Below are 13,850 nucleotides of genomic sequence, written 5' to 3'. Positions count from 1 at the left end.
ATCTTTGGGGGCATGGGGGTATTCGATTGGGGGTATCGCCAAAAGAACATCCCTTGGAGTGCCCTATGTCGCTAACTGATACCGGCTGGTTCAACCGATTCAGGAAGGTTAGCAGGCCATAGCTAAAAAATCTCAAATCCGCTCGACTGCGCTTCGCTCACAGAAAGCCGATGGATATCCACGGGATGGCTGCAACCACGATGGTGCCGATTAGCAGCGCCACCATGTAGCCGATGATCGGGCGGATGCCAGCATCCGGGCTCACCCGGCCAATGGCGCACGCTGCGTAGTACCCCACGCCCATCGGCGGCGAAAAGAGGCCCAGACCCATCGACAACACGACCACCATCGCGTAGTGCACCTCATGCACATGGAGTTCGCGCGCGATCGGAAAGAGCAGGGGGCCGAAAAGCACGATGGCCGGAATACCTTCGAGCACCGAGCCCAGAATCACGAACGCCACCACCGAAGCCGCGATGAACGTGGGTGCGCCACCGGGCAGGTCGGCCATGGTGACGGCAAGCAGTCGCGAGAACCCGGACTGGGTCAGCCCCCAGGCCATTGCAGTTGCAGTACCGATGATCAGCAAAATGGCGCCTGACAGGCTTGCGGTACTGACCAGCATCGGAAAGATCCGCTTCCACTCGAACTGCCGGTATATCACCAGGCCAGCCACAACCGCATAGGCAATGCCGATGGTCGAGACCTCGGTGGCAGTCGCCACGCCCTCGACCACCGCGGCGCGGATCACAAAGGGCAAAGCCAGCGCGGGGACGGCAATGAGGAAAAGCTTGAATATTTCCCTTTTTGGCACCCGCCGCACATTGCTCAGGTCTTCGTGCCGATAACGGCTTCTGACCACCAGGCAGAGCACCACTCCCAGCACCAGCGCCGGCAGCAAGCCGCCGGTGAAGAGTGCCGCGATCGATACACCCGTAACCGAGCCAATGGTGATCAGCACCAGGCTTGGCGGAACGGTTTCGGTCTGCGCCCCGGTGGCCGCCAGCAAGGCGACCAGTTCACCTTCGTCGGCTCCGCGCTTTTTCATCTCAGGAAACAGCGCTGGGGCTACTGCGGCCATGTCGGCAGCCTTTGCACCGCTGATGCCGGAGACCAGATACATCGCGCCAATCAGCACATAAGAAAGCCCGCCGCGCACATGCCCCAGCAGGCCTGCCAGAAAGCTCACCATGGCGCGGGCCATGCCGGTCATCTCGATCAGCAGACCCAGGAAAACAAAGAGGGGGACCGCCAGCAGGATGATGTGGGACATGCCCTCGTCCATGCGGTTGACCATGATGACCAGCGGCGTACCCGTGGCAAGCGCGAGATAGCCGAAGGTGCCGAGCCCGAAGGCAAATGCGATCGGGATGCCGGCAAATACGCAACCTGCGGCTACACCCACGAAGAACACGAGCAGATTGAGCTTGCCCAGGTCGTCGAAGGCTGATCGACCGAGCCAGAACGCGAAAGCAATGGCCACGATGATCGCCAGCGCTGACACTGCGTCGCGCAAGGTGGCCGTGCGCAATAAACGCAGCACGGCGAAGGTCGTCATCAACACCAGACCTACCGGGAGCGCAGTCGCGCGCCAGGCGTTGGATAGCGAGAGTGCCGGAGTGGTGATGTCTGCTTCTTCGGCCGCATAACCGAAGGAGGGCATCAGCACCATGGCCAGAAAGAGCAGGCAGGCTGCCGTGGCAATCGCTTCGAAGAGGGCACGCCGCTGGGGCGAGAGCCGGCTTACCAGTGCGGTCATGCGCATGTGTTCGCCGCGGCGCAGGGCGATGACCGAGCCGAACATCGCAAGCCACAGGAAGATCATTGAGGCCAGTTCGTCGGACCACACCAGCGGGTTGTGAAACACAAAGCGCGCCACCACCCCGCAGAGCAGCACGACGATGTCGGCCAGCACCAGGGCTGCAGCCGGCACTTCGACCAGCCAGCCAAGTGCGCGATCGATCTTCGCCAGCAGCGGGCGGCCAGGCAGTGCCTGAGCGACCCCGCCGTGGGAATTGGACGTCTCCGCGTCAGCGGCCGCCGGCAGGGCGACGCTCTCGGCAGGATGCACGTCGGTCGTCGCCCCCCTTCTCATGACAACTTGCCGGTGCTGCGTTCCAGAAGTGCCCATGCGTCGTCACCGAACTTCTTCTTCCACTCGGAATAGAAACCCGCCTTGCGCAATTGGTCACGGAAGGTCGCAGCATCGGTCTTGTTGAAGGTTAGGCCCTTGGAAGCCAGATCCGTCTGCACGGTGCCATTGAGCGCTTCCACGTCAGTGCGCTCGGCCATGCCGGCTGCATTGATGTGTTTGGCGACGATGGTGCGCAGGTCTTCCGGCAGGCGCTCCCAGGCCTTCTTGTTGGCCAGGAACCAGAAACCGTCCCACATGTGGTTGGTCAGCGAGCAGTATTTCTGCACTTCGTACAGCTTGGCGGTCGAAATGATGGCGAGCGGGTTCTCCTGGCCTTCCACCACCTTGGTTTGCAGGGCCGAATACACCTCGCTGAAGTTGATCGAGGTAGGCGCTGCGTCGAATGCCTTGAACATCGAAGTCCACAGTGGCGAGCTGGGCACGCGGATCTTCATGCCCCTGAAGTCTTCGGCCGTAACGATCGGCTTCGAGGAAGACGTGGTTTGACGGAAACCGTTGTCCCAGATCTTGTCCATGGCAACCAGGTTGGCCTTGCCTATCTCGCCGCGGATGTAGGCGCCCAAATCGCCGTCCATTGCTTTCCACACGGTGGGGTAATCCGGGAACGCAAAGCCGATACCGCTGATCGCGGCCGCCGGCACGAGGGTGGAGAGGATCAGCCCCGACAGCGTGAAAAACTCGACTCCACCCGAGCGGATCTGGCTCAGCATGTCGGTGTCGGAGCCCAACTGGCTGCTCGGGAAAATCTGGATGTCCACGCGACCCTTGGTTTCAGCTCGAATCGCATCGGCCATTTCCTTTGCGCGCACGTTCATCGGATGCGATAAGGGCAGGTTGTTCGCATACTTGTACTGGAACTCGGCTTTCGCGGCGAAAGCGCTGGTGGCCGGTAGCGCTAGGGCGCCAAGGGTGGTGGCCAGCATGTTGCGGCGGCTGATGGTCATGGATATGTCTCCTGTTGTCGTGGTTGGATGAATGGAAAACCGAAACCGAAATGGGCGCTGGCAAAGACGGTGCTCCCAGGAGGCGAAGCCGCGATCTGACTGCCCTACGCCTGTTCGCACGTCCAAGTTGCTATTGCATCGTCTGAACTTCCCGTAACTCGCCTTTCTCGATGAGCAGTCGGCGAACCTCGTTCTTCGTGATCTTGCCGTATCCGGATTTCGGCAGCGCGTCCCAGAAAAAAATCTGTCGCGGCCAGCGATATCGGGCACAACGGCCTTCAAGATGCGCCAGAAGCAGGGCTTCGCTCGCTGGTTCGCAACCTTCACGCTGGACCACCACTGCTACACCGACCTCTCCCCATTTGGGATCGGGCACGCCGAGCACGGCAACCTCCGCCACTGCGGGATGGGTGAGCAACACCTCTTCCACTTCGCGGGGATAAACGTTCGAGCCGCCCGAGATGTACATGTCGGACTCGCGCCCAGTGATGTAGAGGAGCCCGCGTGCATCGAGCCGACCCAGGTCGCCGGTGTGGAACCAGCCGCCGCGCAGCGCTGTGGCGGTTGCGTCCGGATTGCTGTGGTAGCCCGCAAAAACCCCGGGTCCGCGACAGCAGATTTCTCCAACCTCGCCGGTGGGTACCGGCTGCATCGCAGCATCAAGCACCGCCACCTCCATCCCGGTGCGGGGCCGGCCGCAGGTGCCTATGGGACTGTCCGATTCATCGGTAAGATGCACATGCATACGCGGTGTCAGCACAGTAATGCAGCCGGTGACTTCGCCCAGCCCGAAGTACTGCACCAGCACCGGCCCGAGTTTTTCGAGTGCACGCTTCTGATCCGTGCGGTACATCGGAGCGCCGGCGTAGACTACGTAGCGCAAGCTGCTGTGATCGTATTCGCCCACCGCTGGATGTTCCACGAGCATCTTGACGATGGTAGGCACGGTGAAGATGTTTGAAATGCGGTGCCGCTCGACGAGCGACCACACCTCTTCGCCGTCAAGCCTGTCCGAAAGTGGCAGGACGGTGGCCGCGCCGCGTGCCACATTCAGCAGTGCGTGAATACCCGCGCCGTGCGAAAGGGGAGCCACAGCGAGTGAGCGGTCTTCCTCGGTAGTGCCCGGGATCAGGTCGGCCAAATGGTTGGTAACAATGAAGGCCATCTGACCATGCGTCAATACACCCGCCTTGGGCCTACCGGTGGTGCCTGATGTGTAGAAGAACCAGAGAGGATCATCCCGCTCGACGGTCTCCGCAGTAGCGATCTGCCCGAGATAATTCCCGAGAAGCGCTTCGTATCCGAGTTCGTTCTCAGGCGTCGCATCACTCCTGCCGAGCCAGATCACGTCCCGCAGACTCTTCGAAGCGGCTCTAACCGCATCGACATGCTTGCAAAAATCGGGCTCAGCGAGCATCACGATGGCATCGCTGGAAGCGCCCAGATACGCGATTTCAGGCGGAGTGAGACGGAAGTTGGTCGGCACCCAGACCGCGCCGAGGCGAAATGCCACCCAGCAACTCTCGAACAGCTGGCGGGTATTGCGCGATTGCACCAGGATACGGTCTCCTTTCTGGACGCCGCGCGCGCGCAGTGCGCAAACCATCGCATCGACCCGCGCTTCGGTCTCCGCCCAGCTCCAGCTACTGTCACCCTGGATCAGCGCGGGTAGATCGGGGAACAGACGTGCGGTCTGCGATAGCAGGCACGCCAAGTTCATCACCTGTGCATTAGCCACGAGACTGCCTCCCTGAGCATGATTGCGCAGGGTGCAAGAGCCGCTGCTTCATGCGGCCTCCAGAACGCTCAGGTAATTGGCCACCGCCGCGCCACCCATGTTGAATACGGCGCCGCGGCGCGCTCCGCTGATCTGCATGTCGCCAGCGGTGCCGGTGAGCTGCATGGCGGCCATGACGTGCTGCGATACGCCCGTCGCTCCGATCGGATGGCCGCGCGACTTGAGGCCGCCGGAGGGATTGACCGGAAGGCGCCCTTCCTTGGTGCTGGTGCCGTCGAGGATCACTCGCGCTCCCTGTCCGTGTGGCGCCAGGCCCATGGCCTCGTATTCCAGCAGTTCTGCAATGGTGAAGCAGTCGTGGGTTTCAACGAACTGCAGGTCGTCCAGCGTGGCGTGGGCGCCGTGCAGGCCGCGTTGCCAGGCCAGTGCCGCGCCTTCGAATCTGGTCGGATCACGGCGCGAGAGCGGCAGGAACTCGTTCACCTGTGTGCGCGAAAGCCAGCGTACGGCCGGCATCTTGGCGTCCGCCAGAGGTTCATTGGAAAGAATCAGTGCAGCTGCGCCGTCGGAAACAAGCGAGCAGTCCGACCGCTTGAGCGGGCCCGCGACAAAGGGGTTCTTGTCCGATGGGGTGCGGCAAAAGTCGAATCCAAGATCGCGCCGCATGTGGGCCAGTGGATTGCGCATGCCGTTTTGATGGTTTTTGGCGGAGATGGATGCAAGCGCGTCGGACTGATCGCCGAAACGCTCGAAATAGCTGCTTGCGATTTTGCCGAAAACGCCGGCGAATCCGCCAGGTGTGTCGCCTTCTTCCGCCACATAGGAGCACTTGAGCAGGATTTCGCCAATCTGCTGGTTGGGCAGGGTGTTCATCTTTTCCATGCCCACCACAAGCGCCCGCTTGACGCGCCCGCTTGCCAGCGCATCAAGTGCCGCCCAGATGGCGGCGGAACCCGTGGCGCATGCGTTTTCAAGCCTCACCGATGGCACATGGCGCAATTCGGGAATGGCGAGCGCTGGCAATGCGCCACTGAAATCCTGACGGACAAAGCCGCCGTTGAAATGGCCGACAAAAACGCCGTCGATATCTGAAGGCTCCAGGCCTGCGCTTGCGATGGCGGGCAGAGCGGCATCGCGGATCATCTCTTCGAGGCTGAGTTTGTCGAGCTTGCCGAAAGGGGTGTGGCCCCAGCCGACGATATAGGGGAAGCTTGTCATGATATGAACCTTGATGAGCCGGGCGTTGCATGGGCCGCCGGTGAACCTGTCCAGTCCGCGAGCGACCGTTATCAATGGGCGCTGGGCTGATCGCCAAATTCTAGGAATGCGACAAGCATTTACCGCCGGCATTTACACGGTTCTGGCAAATTACCGGTCCACCATGTGCGCAGCCCACACCGGGTTTACGCGAAGTCGGTGGAAAGCGTGGAGACCTTGGCGACGGGACGCAAGCGTGGAACAGTCCGAACAAATTCGGTCACCAGCGGCGCATCATCCCCCGCGCGCCATGCCACGCCGGTTTCAACCGAGATGCGGTCCCCGCGCAACGGCCGAAACACCACGCCCGCCCTTTGAAAGACCTGAACCGATTGCGGCACCAGCGCGACGCCAATTCCGCCAGCCACCAGACTGACGATGGTGTGCATCTGCCGAGCCGGGAAGATGCGTGGGCTGAATCCGTGGCGCATGCAGGCGCTCACGACGGTGTCAAACATCATTGGCCCGAAATGCCGCTCGAACGCCAGAAAGCGTTCGTTGGCGAGTTTTTCCAGAGGAGTCCGTGTGAGGTGCGCCATCGGGTGCTGCTCAGGCAGGGCAATCACCAAGGCTTCGCGACTCGTCGCCTGGTAACGCAGCCCTGCCGGCAGTCCCGGCGAAGCAAACAGGCAGCCCACGTCGATCGAAGCGTTCTCCAGTCCGGCGAGGATTTCGTCGGTCGTGCTCTCGTGCAGACTCAGCCGTACGTCCGGATAGGTATGGGTAAGGCGTTCGATCGAGGTGGGGAGGTACGAGTACGTTGCCAGACTGATGAAACCCACCGCCAGAGATCCGCCCACACCCCTGCCGGCATCCTGCGCGTGCTGGCGCAATGAGGCCGTGCGGGCCAGCACGGCACGCGCATCTCGCAACACCACCTCGCCCTCCCGGGTCAGCGCGATATGGCGAGAGTTGCGCTCGAAAAGCCGGATGCCCAATTCCTGCTCGAGCTCTTTGATCGCGAGGCTCACAGGGGGCTGCGACAGATGGAGTCGGCGGGCTGCGCGACCGAAGTGAAGTTCCTCGGCGACGGCGACAAGGCAGCGAAGGTGGCGCATTTCCATATTGATCTGAATCTTAAATGGATCCATTCAAAATGCAAACTTCTGCGAATGGTAAGTGCTGCCTAGACTGTCGGGGTCGGATGCTCCGACAACATTGCGCCGCTTCGCAGCGGAGTTGATCGGCGGCCGGGACGGGTGACCCTCACCCCTGCCACCAGTTCGTGCCACAAGCATGCAGGAGACAAGTCAATGCCCATCACGGCAGCACCCCCGCCCGCGCGACCGCGCACCCTTGTTCATCCCGGCCCGTTCAATCCGGTTCGCATCAGCAGCATGCATACCAGTCGTGGCCGGCATTTCCGTCTGGTGCTCCATCCCGGTCAAAGCCTTTACCAATCCATTGTCGAGCCACTGCAGAGCCTCGGCGTGCGTAGCGCTTCGATGACGCTTCTGGGTGGCTCCTTTGCCCAGCTCTGGTATTGCGTGGCCGGACCGGATGGCACGCAGCAATCGGTGGCTGCTTATTCAGCGCCCATCCATGCAGGTCGTGCCTGGATGGTGTTCGGCAATGCAACGCTGGGGCTGAGCGCTGACGGGAAGCCACTGGTGCATTGCCACGCCGTATTCCGGGACGCGCTCGGTGCGGTCAAAGGCGGACACATTCTGGCCAACCGGGTCATCGTCGGTGCAGCGCCTCTGTCGGTTCTGGTGACGACGCTTGATGGATTTGAATTGCGGGTCGCGCATGACCCGGAAACGAATATTCCTTTGCTGGGACCGAAAGAGGTGGCGCAACATGGCTGAAATCACCCTGGTCGAGGACGGCCGCATGGGCCGCGTCGCTTATGCCCGCATAGCCCCCAATGAAGACCTAGTGCAGAGCGTCGAAAAACTCTGTGCTGCCGAAGGCTTTCACAACGCCTTCGTGCGTGGTGCGCTCGGCAGTCTGGTGGATGCCTGCCTGGGTGCGGAGGATGGAAAGTGCCAGATCGTTTCCGGGCCGGCGGTTGAGATCGTGAGCCTGGCTGGCGAAGTCCGAACCCAGCCGGATGGCTCAATCCGTGCTTCGCTTGCGGGTGTCGTGGCAGATCGCAGCGGAACTGTTTATGGCGGCCCGTTCGTTGCGGGCCAGAACCTGATTTGCATGACTTTCGAAGTCACCCTCGAGGAATGGCTGCCGGCCTGACCACTGAGTGATCAGTTCTGGCGCGCACAAAATTTTTTTCAACTCTCTTTCCGGAGACACAATGACTCAAGCTGCAACCCCCAACACCACCACGGCATCCGAAGAAATTGAACGCGTTGCATTCGTCACAGGCGGCGCGCGCGGCATCGGGCTGGCGATCGGTCGCTGGTTTCTGGCGCACGGATGGAGGGTGGCCCTGGTGGATTCGGATGCGAAGACCCTGCAAAGCACCGAGCAATCCTTTGCCGAAGGGCCTGACGCGGCGCGCGTGCTGTGTGTGAATGCCGATGTATCGGATGCCGGGCAGGTGCAGGCGGCGGTCGATCAGGTCGCGTCAAGCTTCGGACGAATTGATGCCCTGGTCAACAACGCGGGGGTGGCTGTGTTCAAGCGTATCGAGGACACCTCCTTCGAGGAATGGCGTCAGGTATTGAGTGTGAACCTGGACGGAGCCTTCCTGTGCGCGCAGGCGTGCGCCAAGGTCATGCGGCGCACGGGTGGCGGCAGCATTGTCAATATCGCGTCCATTTCCGGGCTGCGTGCGAGCACTTTGCGGGTGGCCTACGGCACGAGCAAGGCGGCCCTGATTCATCTCACCAAACAACTGGCGGTGGAATATGGCACGGTTGGTATTCGCGCCAATGTGGTTGCTCCAGGACCGGTCGAAACCGAGATGGCCAAGCTGGTGCACAGTGTGGCGATCCGCTCTGACTACCACGATGTCATTCCACTCAACCGCTACGGCACAACGGAGGAAATCGCCAAGGCCGTTGGCTTTCTGTCGAGCCCCACTGCCAGCTATGTGAACGGGCAGGTGCTGGCAGTCGATGGCGGATTTGAAGCTGCCGGCGTGGGTCTTCCCACGCTGCGCCGCATGGCCGCTGGCTCCTGATGCCTTCCTTGTCGCGTGCTGAGATGGCCATCCTTGCCAGATTGCCTTTCACCAAAAAATCATGAACGATTCGGTTGTGCAGGTGACGGAACATCCCGGTGCGCTCGCGGTTTCGCCTGCGGTTGAAGTGGCCGGTGCGCAGACCCTGCGCCGAGGTTTGTCGGTGCTGCGCCTGCTGACACGTGTGGGCCCAGGAGGTCTGCGCATGGGGGAGATCGTGCGGCGGCTTTGCCTGAACAAGGCAACCACGATCCGGCTGACGCGCACGCTCGTGGATGAGGGTTTTGTGTTGCACGACCGCGCATCGGGCCGTTACCGGCTCGGCCCCGAGGCGTTCGCCGTCGGACTGGCTGCTGAACCGAGCTACGAGCTTCAGCGGCTCGCCGCACCCGCACTGCGTGCCCTTGCGGCCGAAACTGGGGATACGGTGTTCTTCTCGGTTCTGCACGGCTACGAGAGCATCTGCCTTTCGCGCGAAGAGGGCGACTTTCCGATTCGCAATCAACTCGTCAAGCCGGGCGATCGGTACCCCCTGGGCGTTGGCGGCGGAAGTTGCGCGTTGCTGGCAGCTTTGGCAGACGACGAGGTCGCCGACGTTCTTGCGCGCAATGCTGCGCTTCGGGCCGAACGGTTTCCGCGTTGCACCGACGACGCCCTGATCGCGCTGGTGCGCGATACGCGGGGGCGTGGGTACTGCGTGCAGCCGGGCCTGGTGATAGCCGACAGTTGGGCGGTTGGGGCTGTGGTGTGCGACATGAATGACCGACCCGTTGCCGCCATCAGCGTCGCTGCGATCCACTCGAGGCTGGGAACGGCCCGGAGCGCGGCGGTGGGTAACCGCCTGATGCTTGCAAGCCGGGAGCTTGCGGCGCTGGCGGGAAGGGCGGACGCGCAGGATCGTTGACTGTCTTGCGAAAGGCAAGGCAAGTTCGCGCTCTGTCAGTGCCGCTTAGGCGAAGGAGTCGACGAGAGCGGCTGCAGCGGCCGCAGCAACACGGCGCCAATCGCCACCACCACGCACACCATGGCCGCCATGTCCTGCCAATGGGGCCATTCGCCGACGATGAGCGGCGCGCTCAAGATGCCGATGAGGGGCACGGCCATTACGCTCATGGCGCTGGTGGCCGCCGGCAGCTCTCGCGCCAGCGCAAACCAGATCACCTGCGCCGCGCCATAGTTGATCAGCACGCTCCATACCAGACTCACCCACACCGACGTGCTGAAATGCCAGTGCTGGGGCGGCTCCAGCGCCACCGCGAGCAGCACGATCACCACCGCCGACAAAGCCATCATCCACACCACCAGCGTCTCTGCGGGCAGCGTCAGGTGCGCGCGGCGCATCCAGATTGTGCCCAGCGCCCAGCAGAGCGCCGCCCCCTGCATCCAGGCAATACCCACCGGTCGGCCCGCCAGGTGGGCCCACTCGTTCCAGAGCAAAAGCGCAATGCCCGTGAGCACCGCCACCACGGCGAGCACCAGGCGCGGGGTCAGCTTGTCGCGGTACAGCAGCACGCCCAGCAGCACCGTCCACACGGGCATGGTGAAACCGAGGATGGCGGCGCGCCCGGCCGGCAGGTGCGCGACGCCGATGATGGACAACGCGTGCCAGCCCAGGATGTTGGGCAGCCCCAGCACCACTACGGTTCGCCATTCCGAACGCCCCCTGGGGAGCAGGCGAATGCCTTGCCTCCCGAAATATCCTGCCAGCACCAGCGCGCCGACTCCCATGGTCAGCCCCCGAAAATAGAGCGGACTGATCTCGCGCAGCGCGAGCTTCATCACTGGCCAGTTCAACCCCCACATCAGGGTGAGCAGAACGAGGCCAATGAGCTGGCGGCGGGAGAGGGGTGTCATGGAGGAGGCGCTGCGTGCACTAACGCACGAGTGTCCTTGATTTTCGGCGGGTGTGACCTTGCAGGAAGTTTCGGGGGTGACAGCGCGGGTAGCCAAATGCCTAGAGCCTGAACAGGTCTTACACATGCCGCTTCGGCAGCGCCGCTGCCAGCCCTGTATCGGCTTGTGCATCGGCTTGGGCGTGCAGTGCGTCGAGCACATGGCAGTGTGCGTCGTCGGTGCCGTCGCAGCGGCTGCGCAGGGCGCGCAGGTCTTGCTCCAGCGCCTGCAGTTCCTTGCGGCGGGCGCGCACGTGGGCCAGGTGCTCGTCCAGCGTGTGGCAGGCCGCATGCGTGTCGGTGGGCGGCTGGGCGTTGAGCGCCACCAGCGTGCGCACTTCGCCCAGCGACATGTCCATGGCGCGGCACAGGCGAATGAAGCGCAGGCGGTGCACGTCGGCGGCACTGTAGAGGCGGTAGCGGTTGTCCGCGCGTGCGCCGGGCGGCAGCAACTGCTCTTTCTCGTAAAAGCGGATGTTGGCGGCCGACACGCCCGAGCGGCGCGCGGCCTCGCCAATGCGCCACGCGGCGGTGTCCTGCAAGGGCATGGCTTGACCTTCAAGTGGCTTCATGGATTCCAATGGTGCCATTGCGGCCTTCAACCGCGTTGATTGCAAGGATTTCATGCCAGTCGAGCCCACCACCGCACGCCCCGCCGGCCCGCGCATTTCGCTTTCCTGCTGCTCCACGGAGGATGGTGGATGCGCATCGACCGCGAACCCGGCGCGCCGCAGCGCCAAGTGTTCAGGCGAGGGCGACGCCTCCGTTGGTGCGCACGCAGGCCACGAGCACGTGCACGATCACAGCCACGGGGATGGCGACGGCCATGACCACAGTGCGCTGCCGGGCTGGGCGCGCATTGGCGCCGGGCTGCTTGCGGCGACCGGGGCAGAGCTGCTGCACTTGCTGGGGCCGGATACCTGGCCTTGGCATACCGGTGGCATGTTGTTGGCCGCGGTAGCCATCCTGCTGGCGGGCCTGGGCGTCTACCAAAGCGGCGTCCGCTCGTTGGTGCGGGGGCGGTTGGGCATCAGCGCGCTCATGGCGGTGGCGGTGACCGGCGCCTTCGCCATCGGCCAGTGGCCTGAGGCGGCCATGGTGATGGCGCTGTACGCACTGGCCGAGCGCATCGAAGAGGGCGCGGTGGGGCGGGCACGCCATGCCATTGGCGCCTTGCTGGCGCTCAGCCCGGACCAGGCCGAAGTCCAAAGCGCAGACGGCCAGTGGCGCAGCGTGCCCGCCACCGACGTGGCGCTGGGCGACACGGTGCGCATTCGTCCTGGGGGCCGGGTGCCGCTGGACGGCAGCGTGACGCGCGGCGCCAGCGCGGTGGACGAATCGAGCGTCACGGGCGAGAGCCTGGCCGTGGACAAAGCTTTGGGCGACGCGCTGTTTGCCGGCACCCTCAACGCCCACGCCGAGCTGGAGATGCGCGTGACGGCGGCATCGGGCCACACCACGCTCGACCGCATCATCCGCGCGGTGGAGGATGCACAGGCCACGCGCGCGCCCACGCAGCGCCTGGTGGACCGCTTTGCTGCGGTGTATACGCCGGCAGTGTTTGCCATCGCCGTGCTGGTGGCCGTCGGCGCGCCGCTGCTGCTCGGCTGGGCCTGGCTGGACGCCATCTACCGCGCGCTGGTCTTGCTGGTGATCGCCTGCCCGTGCGCGCTGGTGCTCTCGACCCCCGTCACCGTGGTCAGTGGCCTGGCCGCCGCGGCGCGGCGCGGCATTTTGATCAAGGGCGGGGCCTGGCTGGAGCAGGCGCGCGGCATTCGCGCCGTGGCCTTTGACAAGACCGGCACCATCACCACCGGCCGACCGGTGCTGGTGGGGCAGAGCGCTTTTGGCAGCGACGCGGCGCACGACGTGGCGCTGGCGCTGGCCCGCCGCTCGGACCACCCGGTATCGCAGGCGATTGCGCTCGGACTGGGCCCGCAACAAGGCGCCTTGCCGGAGGTGAGCGATTTCACCGCCCACGCTGGGCGCGGCGTGGAGGGCCGGGTGGGCGGCGAGCGCTGGACCCTGGGCAACCGGCGCTGGATGCGTGAGCTGGGCCTGTGGACCGAGACGGTGGAGGCCGCTGCCGCCGAGCACGAGGCGCAGGGCCGCAGCGTCACCTTCCTGGCCGAGCGCGGCGCGGTGCGCGCGCTGTTTGCCGTGGCCGACACCCTGCGCCCGCAGGCCATCGAAGCGGTGGCCGAGCTGCGCGCCCTGGGCATCACGCCCATCATGCTCACTGGCGACCATGGCGCTGCGGCGCAAACCGCTGCCCGCGCTGCCGGCATCGATGAGGTGCAGGCCGACCTGCTGCCCGAGCACAAGCAGGGCGCCATCGCCGCCTTGCAAAAACTGCACGGCATGACGGCCATGGCGGGCGATGGCATCAACGACGCGCCCGCTCTGGCGCAGGCCGACATCGGTTTTGCCATGGGCGCCGCCGGCACCGACGTGGCCATGGAAACCGCCGACGTGGTGATCATGAACGACGACCTGCGCCGTGTGGCCGAGACGGTGCGCCTCTCGCGCCGCACACACCAGGTGCTGGTGCAGAACATCGCGCTGGCGCTGGGCATCAAGCTGCTGTTTCTGGCGCTGGCACTGGCCGGGCAGGCCACGATGTGGATGGCGGTGTTCGCCGACATGGGCGCCAGCCTGCTGGTGGTGGCCAATGGCCTGCGCATGCTGCGCGCGGAACCCGCGCAGGGCCAGGGTGCACACTGAGAAATATAGGTAAAATATGCCTCTAGCGCTTATGCAGATTGCGCAAGCAGCTATAAAA

Annotated in this window: 12 protein-coding genes; 5 read left to right on the top strand and 7 right to left on the bottom strand. The window is 63.9% G+C overall.

The window, feature by feature from the left end; all coding sequences use genetic code 11:
- Positions 1–157: 157 nt before the first annotated feature.
- From AC07ZH_RS18170 to AC07ZH_RS18150, 5 genes are all read right to left on the bottom strand, one after another.
- Positions 158–2,131 (bottom strand): TRAP transporter large permease, encoded by a 1,974-nt coding sequence (locus tag AC07ZH_RS18170; protein ID WP_495200805.1) that lies wholly within the window; start codon positions 2,129–2,131, stop codon positions 158–160.
- Entirely contained in the window at positions 2,092–3,099 is a 1,008-nt protein-coding gene (locus AC07ZH_RS18165; RefSeq protein WP_495200804.1) for a TRAP transporter substrate-binding protein, read from the bottom strand. Before AC07ZH_RS18165 ends, AC07ZH_RS18170 begins: the two co-directional genes overlap by 40 nt.
- A gap of 130 nt (positions 3,100–3,229) precedes the next feature.
- Entirely contained in the window at positions 3,230–4,867 is a 1,638-nt protein-coding gene (locus AC07ZH_RS18160) for an acyl-CoA synthetase (protein ID WP_495200808.1), read from the bottom strand.
- An 18-nt stretch (positions 4,868–4,885) separates the two neighbouring features.
- Positions 4,886–6,055: an acetyl-CoA acetyltransferase gene (locus AC07ZH_RS18155; protein WP_495200803.1), complete on the bottom strand. Its 1,170-nt coding sequence runs from the start codon at positions 6,053–6,055 to the stop codon at positions 4,886–4,888.
- Positions 6,056–6,240: 185 nt separating this feature from the next.
- Positions 6,241–7,185, bottom strand: coding sequence for a LysR family transcriptional regulator (locus tag AC07ZH_RS18150; protein ID WP_495200802.1), 945 nt, complete (start codon positions 7,183–7,185; stop codon positions 6,241–6,243).
- Positions 7,186–7,347: 162 nt separating this feature from the next.
- Here AC07ZH_RS18150 and AC07ZH_RS18145 point away from each other — a divergent pair, with 162 nt between their 5' ends.
- The 4 genes from AC07ZH_RS18145 (at position 7,348) to AC07ZH_RS18130 (ending at position 10,080) form a co-directional block, all read left to right on the top strand.
- The gene (locus AC07ZH_RS18145; RefSeq protein WP_495200801.1) at positions 7,348–7,902 is read left to right on the top strand and encodes a PPC domain-containing DNA-binding protein; all 555 of its coding nucleotides are present in this window, start codon (positions 7,348–7,350) and stop codon (positions 7,900–7,902) included.
- A complete protein-coding gene (locus tag AC07ZH_RS18140; protein WP_495200800.1) occupies positions 7,895–8,284 on the top strand; it encodes a PPC domain-containing DNA-binding protein in 390 nt (129 codons plus the stop codon). The genes AC07ZH_RS18145 and AC07ZH_RS18140 overlap by 8 nt, the downstream gene beginning before the upstream one ends.
- Before the next feature lie 61 nt (positions 8,285–8,345).
- On the top strand, positions 8,346–9,176 hold the full coding sequence (locus AC07ZH_RS18135) for an SDR family NAD(P)-dependent oxidoreductase (RefSeq protein WP_495200807.1): 831 nt from the start codon (positions 8,346–8,348) through the stop codon (positions 9,174–9,176).
- 61 nt (positions 9,177–9,237) lie between these two features.
- Complete coding sequence (locus AC07ZH_RS18130) at positions 9,238–10,080, top strand: IclR family transcriptional regulator (protein WP_495200799.1); 843 nt, start codon at positions 9,238–9,240, stop codon at positions 10,078–10,080.
- Between the two features lie 35 nt (positions 10,081–10,115).
- On the opposite strand, the gene AC07ZH_RS18125 is transcribed toward AC07ZH_RS18130, so the two are convergent.
- Both AC07ZH_RS18125 and AC07ZH_RS18120 read right to left on the bottom strand, forming a co-directional pair.
- Positions 10,116–11,030 (bottom strand): DMT family transporter, encoded by a 915-nt coding sequence (locus tag AC07ZH_RS18125; RefSeq protein WP_495200798.1) that lies wholly within the window; start codon positions 11,028–11,030, stop codon positions 10,116–10,118.
- A 118-nt stretch (positions 11,031–11,148) separates the two neighbouring features.
- Positions 11,149–11,616 carry a Cd(II)/Pb(II)-responsive transcriptional regulator gene (locus AC07ZH_RS18120; protein ID WP_495200806.1) on the bottom strand — a complete coding sequence of 156 codons (468 nt, stop codon included), beginning with the start codon at positions 11,614–11,616 and terminating at the stop codon, positions 11,149–11,151.
- A 22-nt stretch (positions 11,617–11,638) separates the two neighbouring features.
- On the opposite strand from AC07ZH_RS18120, the gene AC07ZH_RS18115 reads away from it, so the two are divergent.
- Positions 11,639–13,792, top strand: coding sequence for a heavy metal translocating P-type ATPase (locus AC07ZH_RS18115; RefSeq protein ID WP_495200797.1), 2,154 nt, complete (start codon positions 11,639–11,641; stop codon positions 13,790–13,792).
- The last annotated feature ends 58 nt before the right edge of the window (positions 13,793–13,850 follow it).

It is taken from the genome of Simplicispira sp. GW247-4R2A (genome assembly GCF_059424465.1).
This window is presented reverse-complemented; position numbering and strand designations above follow the sequence as displayed.

Bases quoted from the DNA above. Each gene is read 5' to 3' on its own strand.
- AC07ZH_RS18170 (WP_495200805.1), bottom strand. From the start codon at position 2,131: ATGGGCACTTCTGGAACGCAGCACCGGCAAGTTGTCATGAGAAGGGGG.
- AC07ZH_RS18165 (WP_495200804.1), bottom strand. From the start codon at position 3,099: ATGACCATCAGCCGCCGCAACATGCTGGCCACCACCCTTGGCGCCCTA.
- AC07ZH_RS18155 (WP_495200803.1), bottom strand. From the start codon at position 6,055: ATGACAAGCTTCCCCTATATCGTCGGCTGGGGCCACACCCCTTTCGGC.
- AC07ZH_RS18150 (WP_495200802.1), bottom strand. From the start codon at position 7,185: ATGGATCCATTTAAGATTCAGATCAATATGGAAATGCGCCACCTTCGC.
- AC07ZH_RS18145 (WP_495200801.1), top strand. From the start codon at position 7,348: ATGCCCATCACGGCAGCACCCCCGCCCGCGCGACCGCGCACCCTTGTT.
- AC07ZH_RS18140 (WP_495200800.1), top strand. From the start codon at position 7,895: ATGGCTGAAATCACCCTGGTCGAGGACGGCCGCATGGGCCGCGTCGCT.
- AC07ZH_RS18135 (WP_495200807.1), top strand. From the start codon at position 8,346: ATGACTCAAGCTGCAACCCCCAACACCACCACGGCATCCGAAGAAATT.
- AC07ZH_RS18130 (WP_495200799.1), top strand. From the start codon at position 9,238: ATGAACGATTCGGTTGTGCAGGTGACGGAACATCCCGGTGCGCTCGCG.
- AC07ZH_RS18125 (WP_495200798.1), bottom strand. From the start codon at position 11,030: ATGACACCCCTCTCCCGCCGCCAGCTCATTGGCCTCGTTCTGCTCACC.
- AC07ZH_RS18120 (WP_495200806.1), bottom strand. From the start codon at position 11,616: ATGCCCTTGCAGGACACCGCCGCGTGGCGCATTGGCGAGGCCGCGCGC.
- AC07ZH_RS18115 (WP_495200797.1), top strand. From the start codon at position 11,639: ATGGATTCCAATGGTGCCATTGCGGCCTTCAACCGCGTTGATTGCAAG.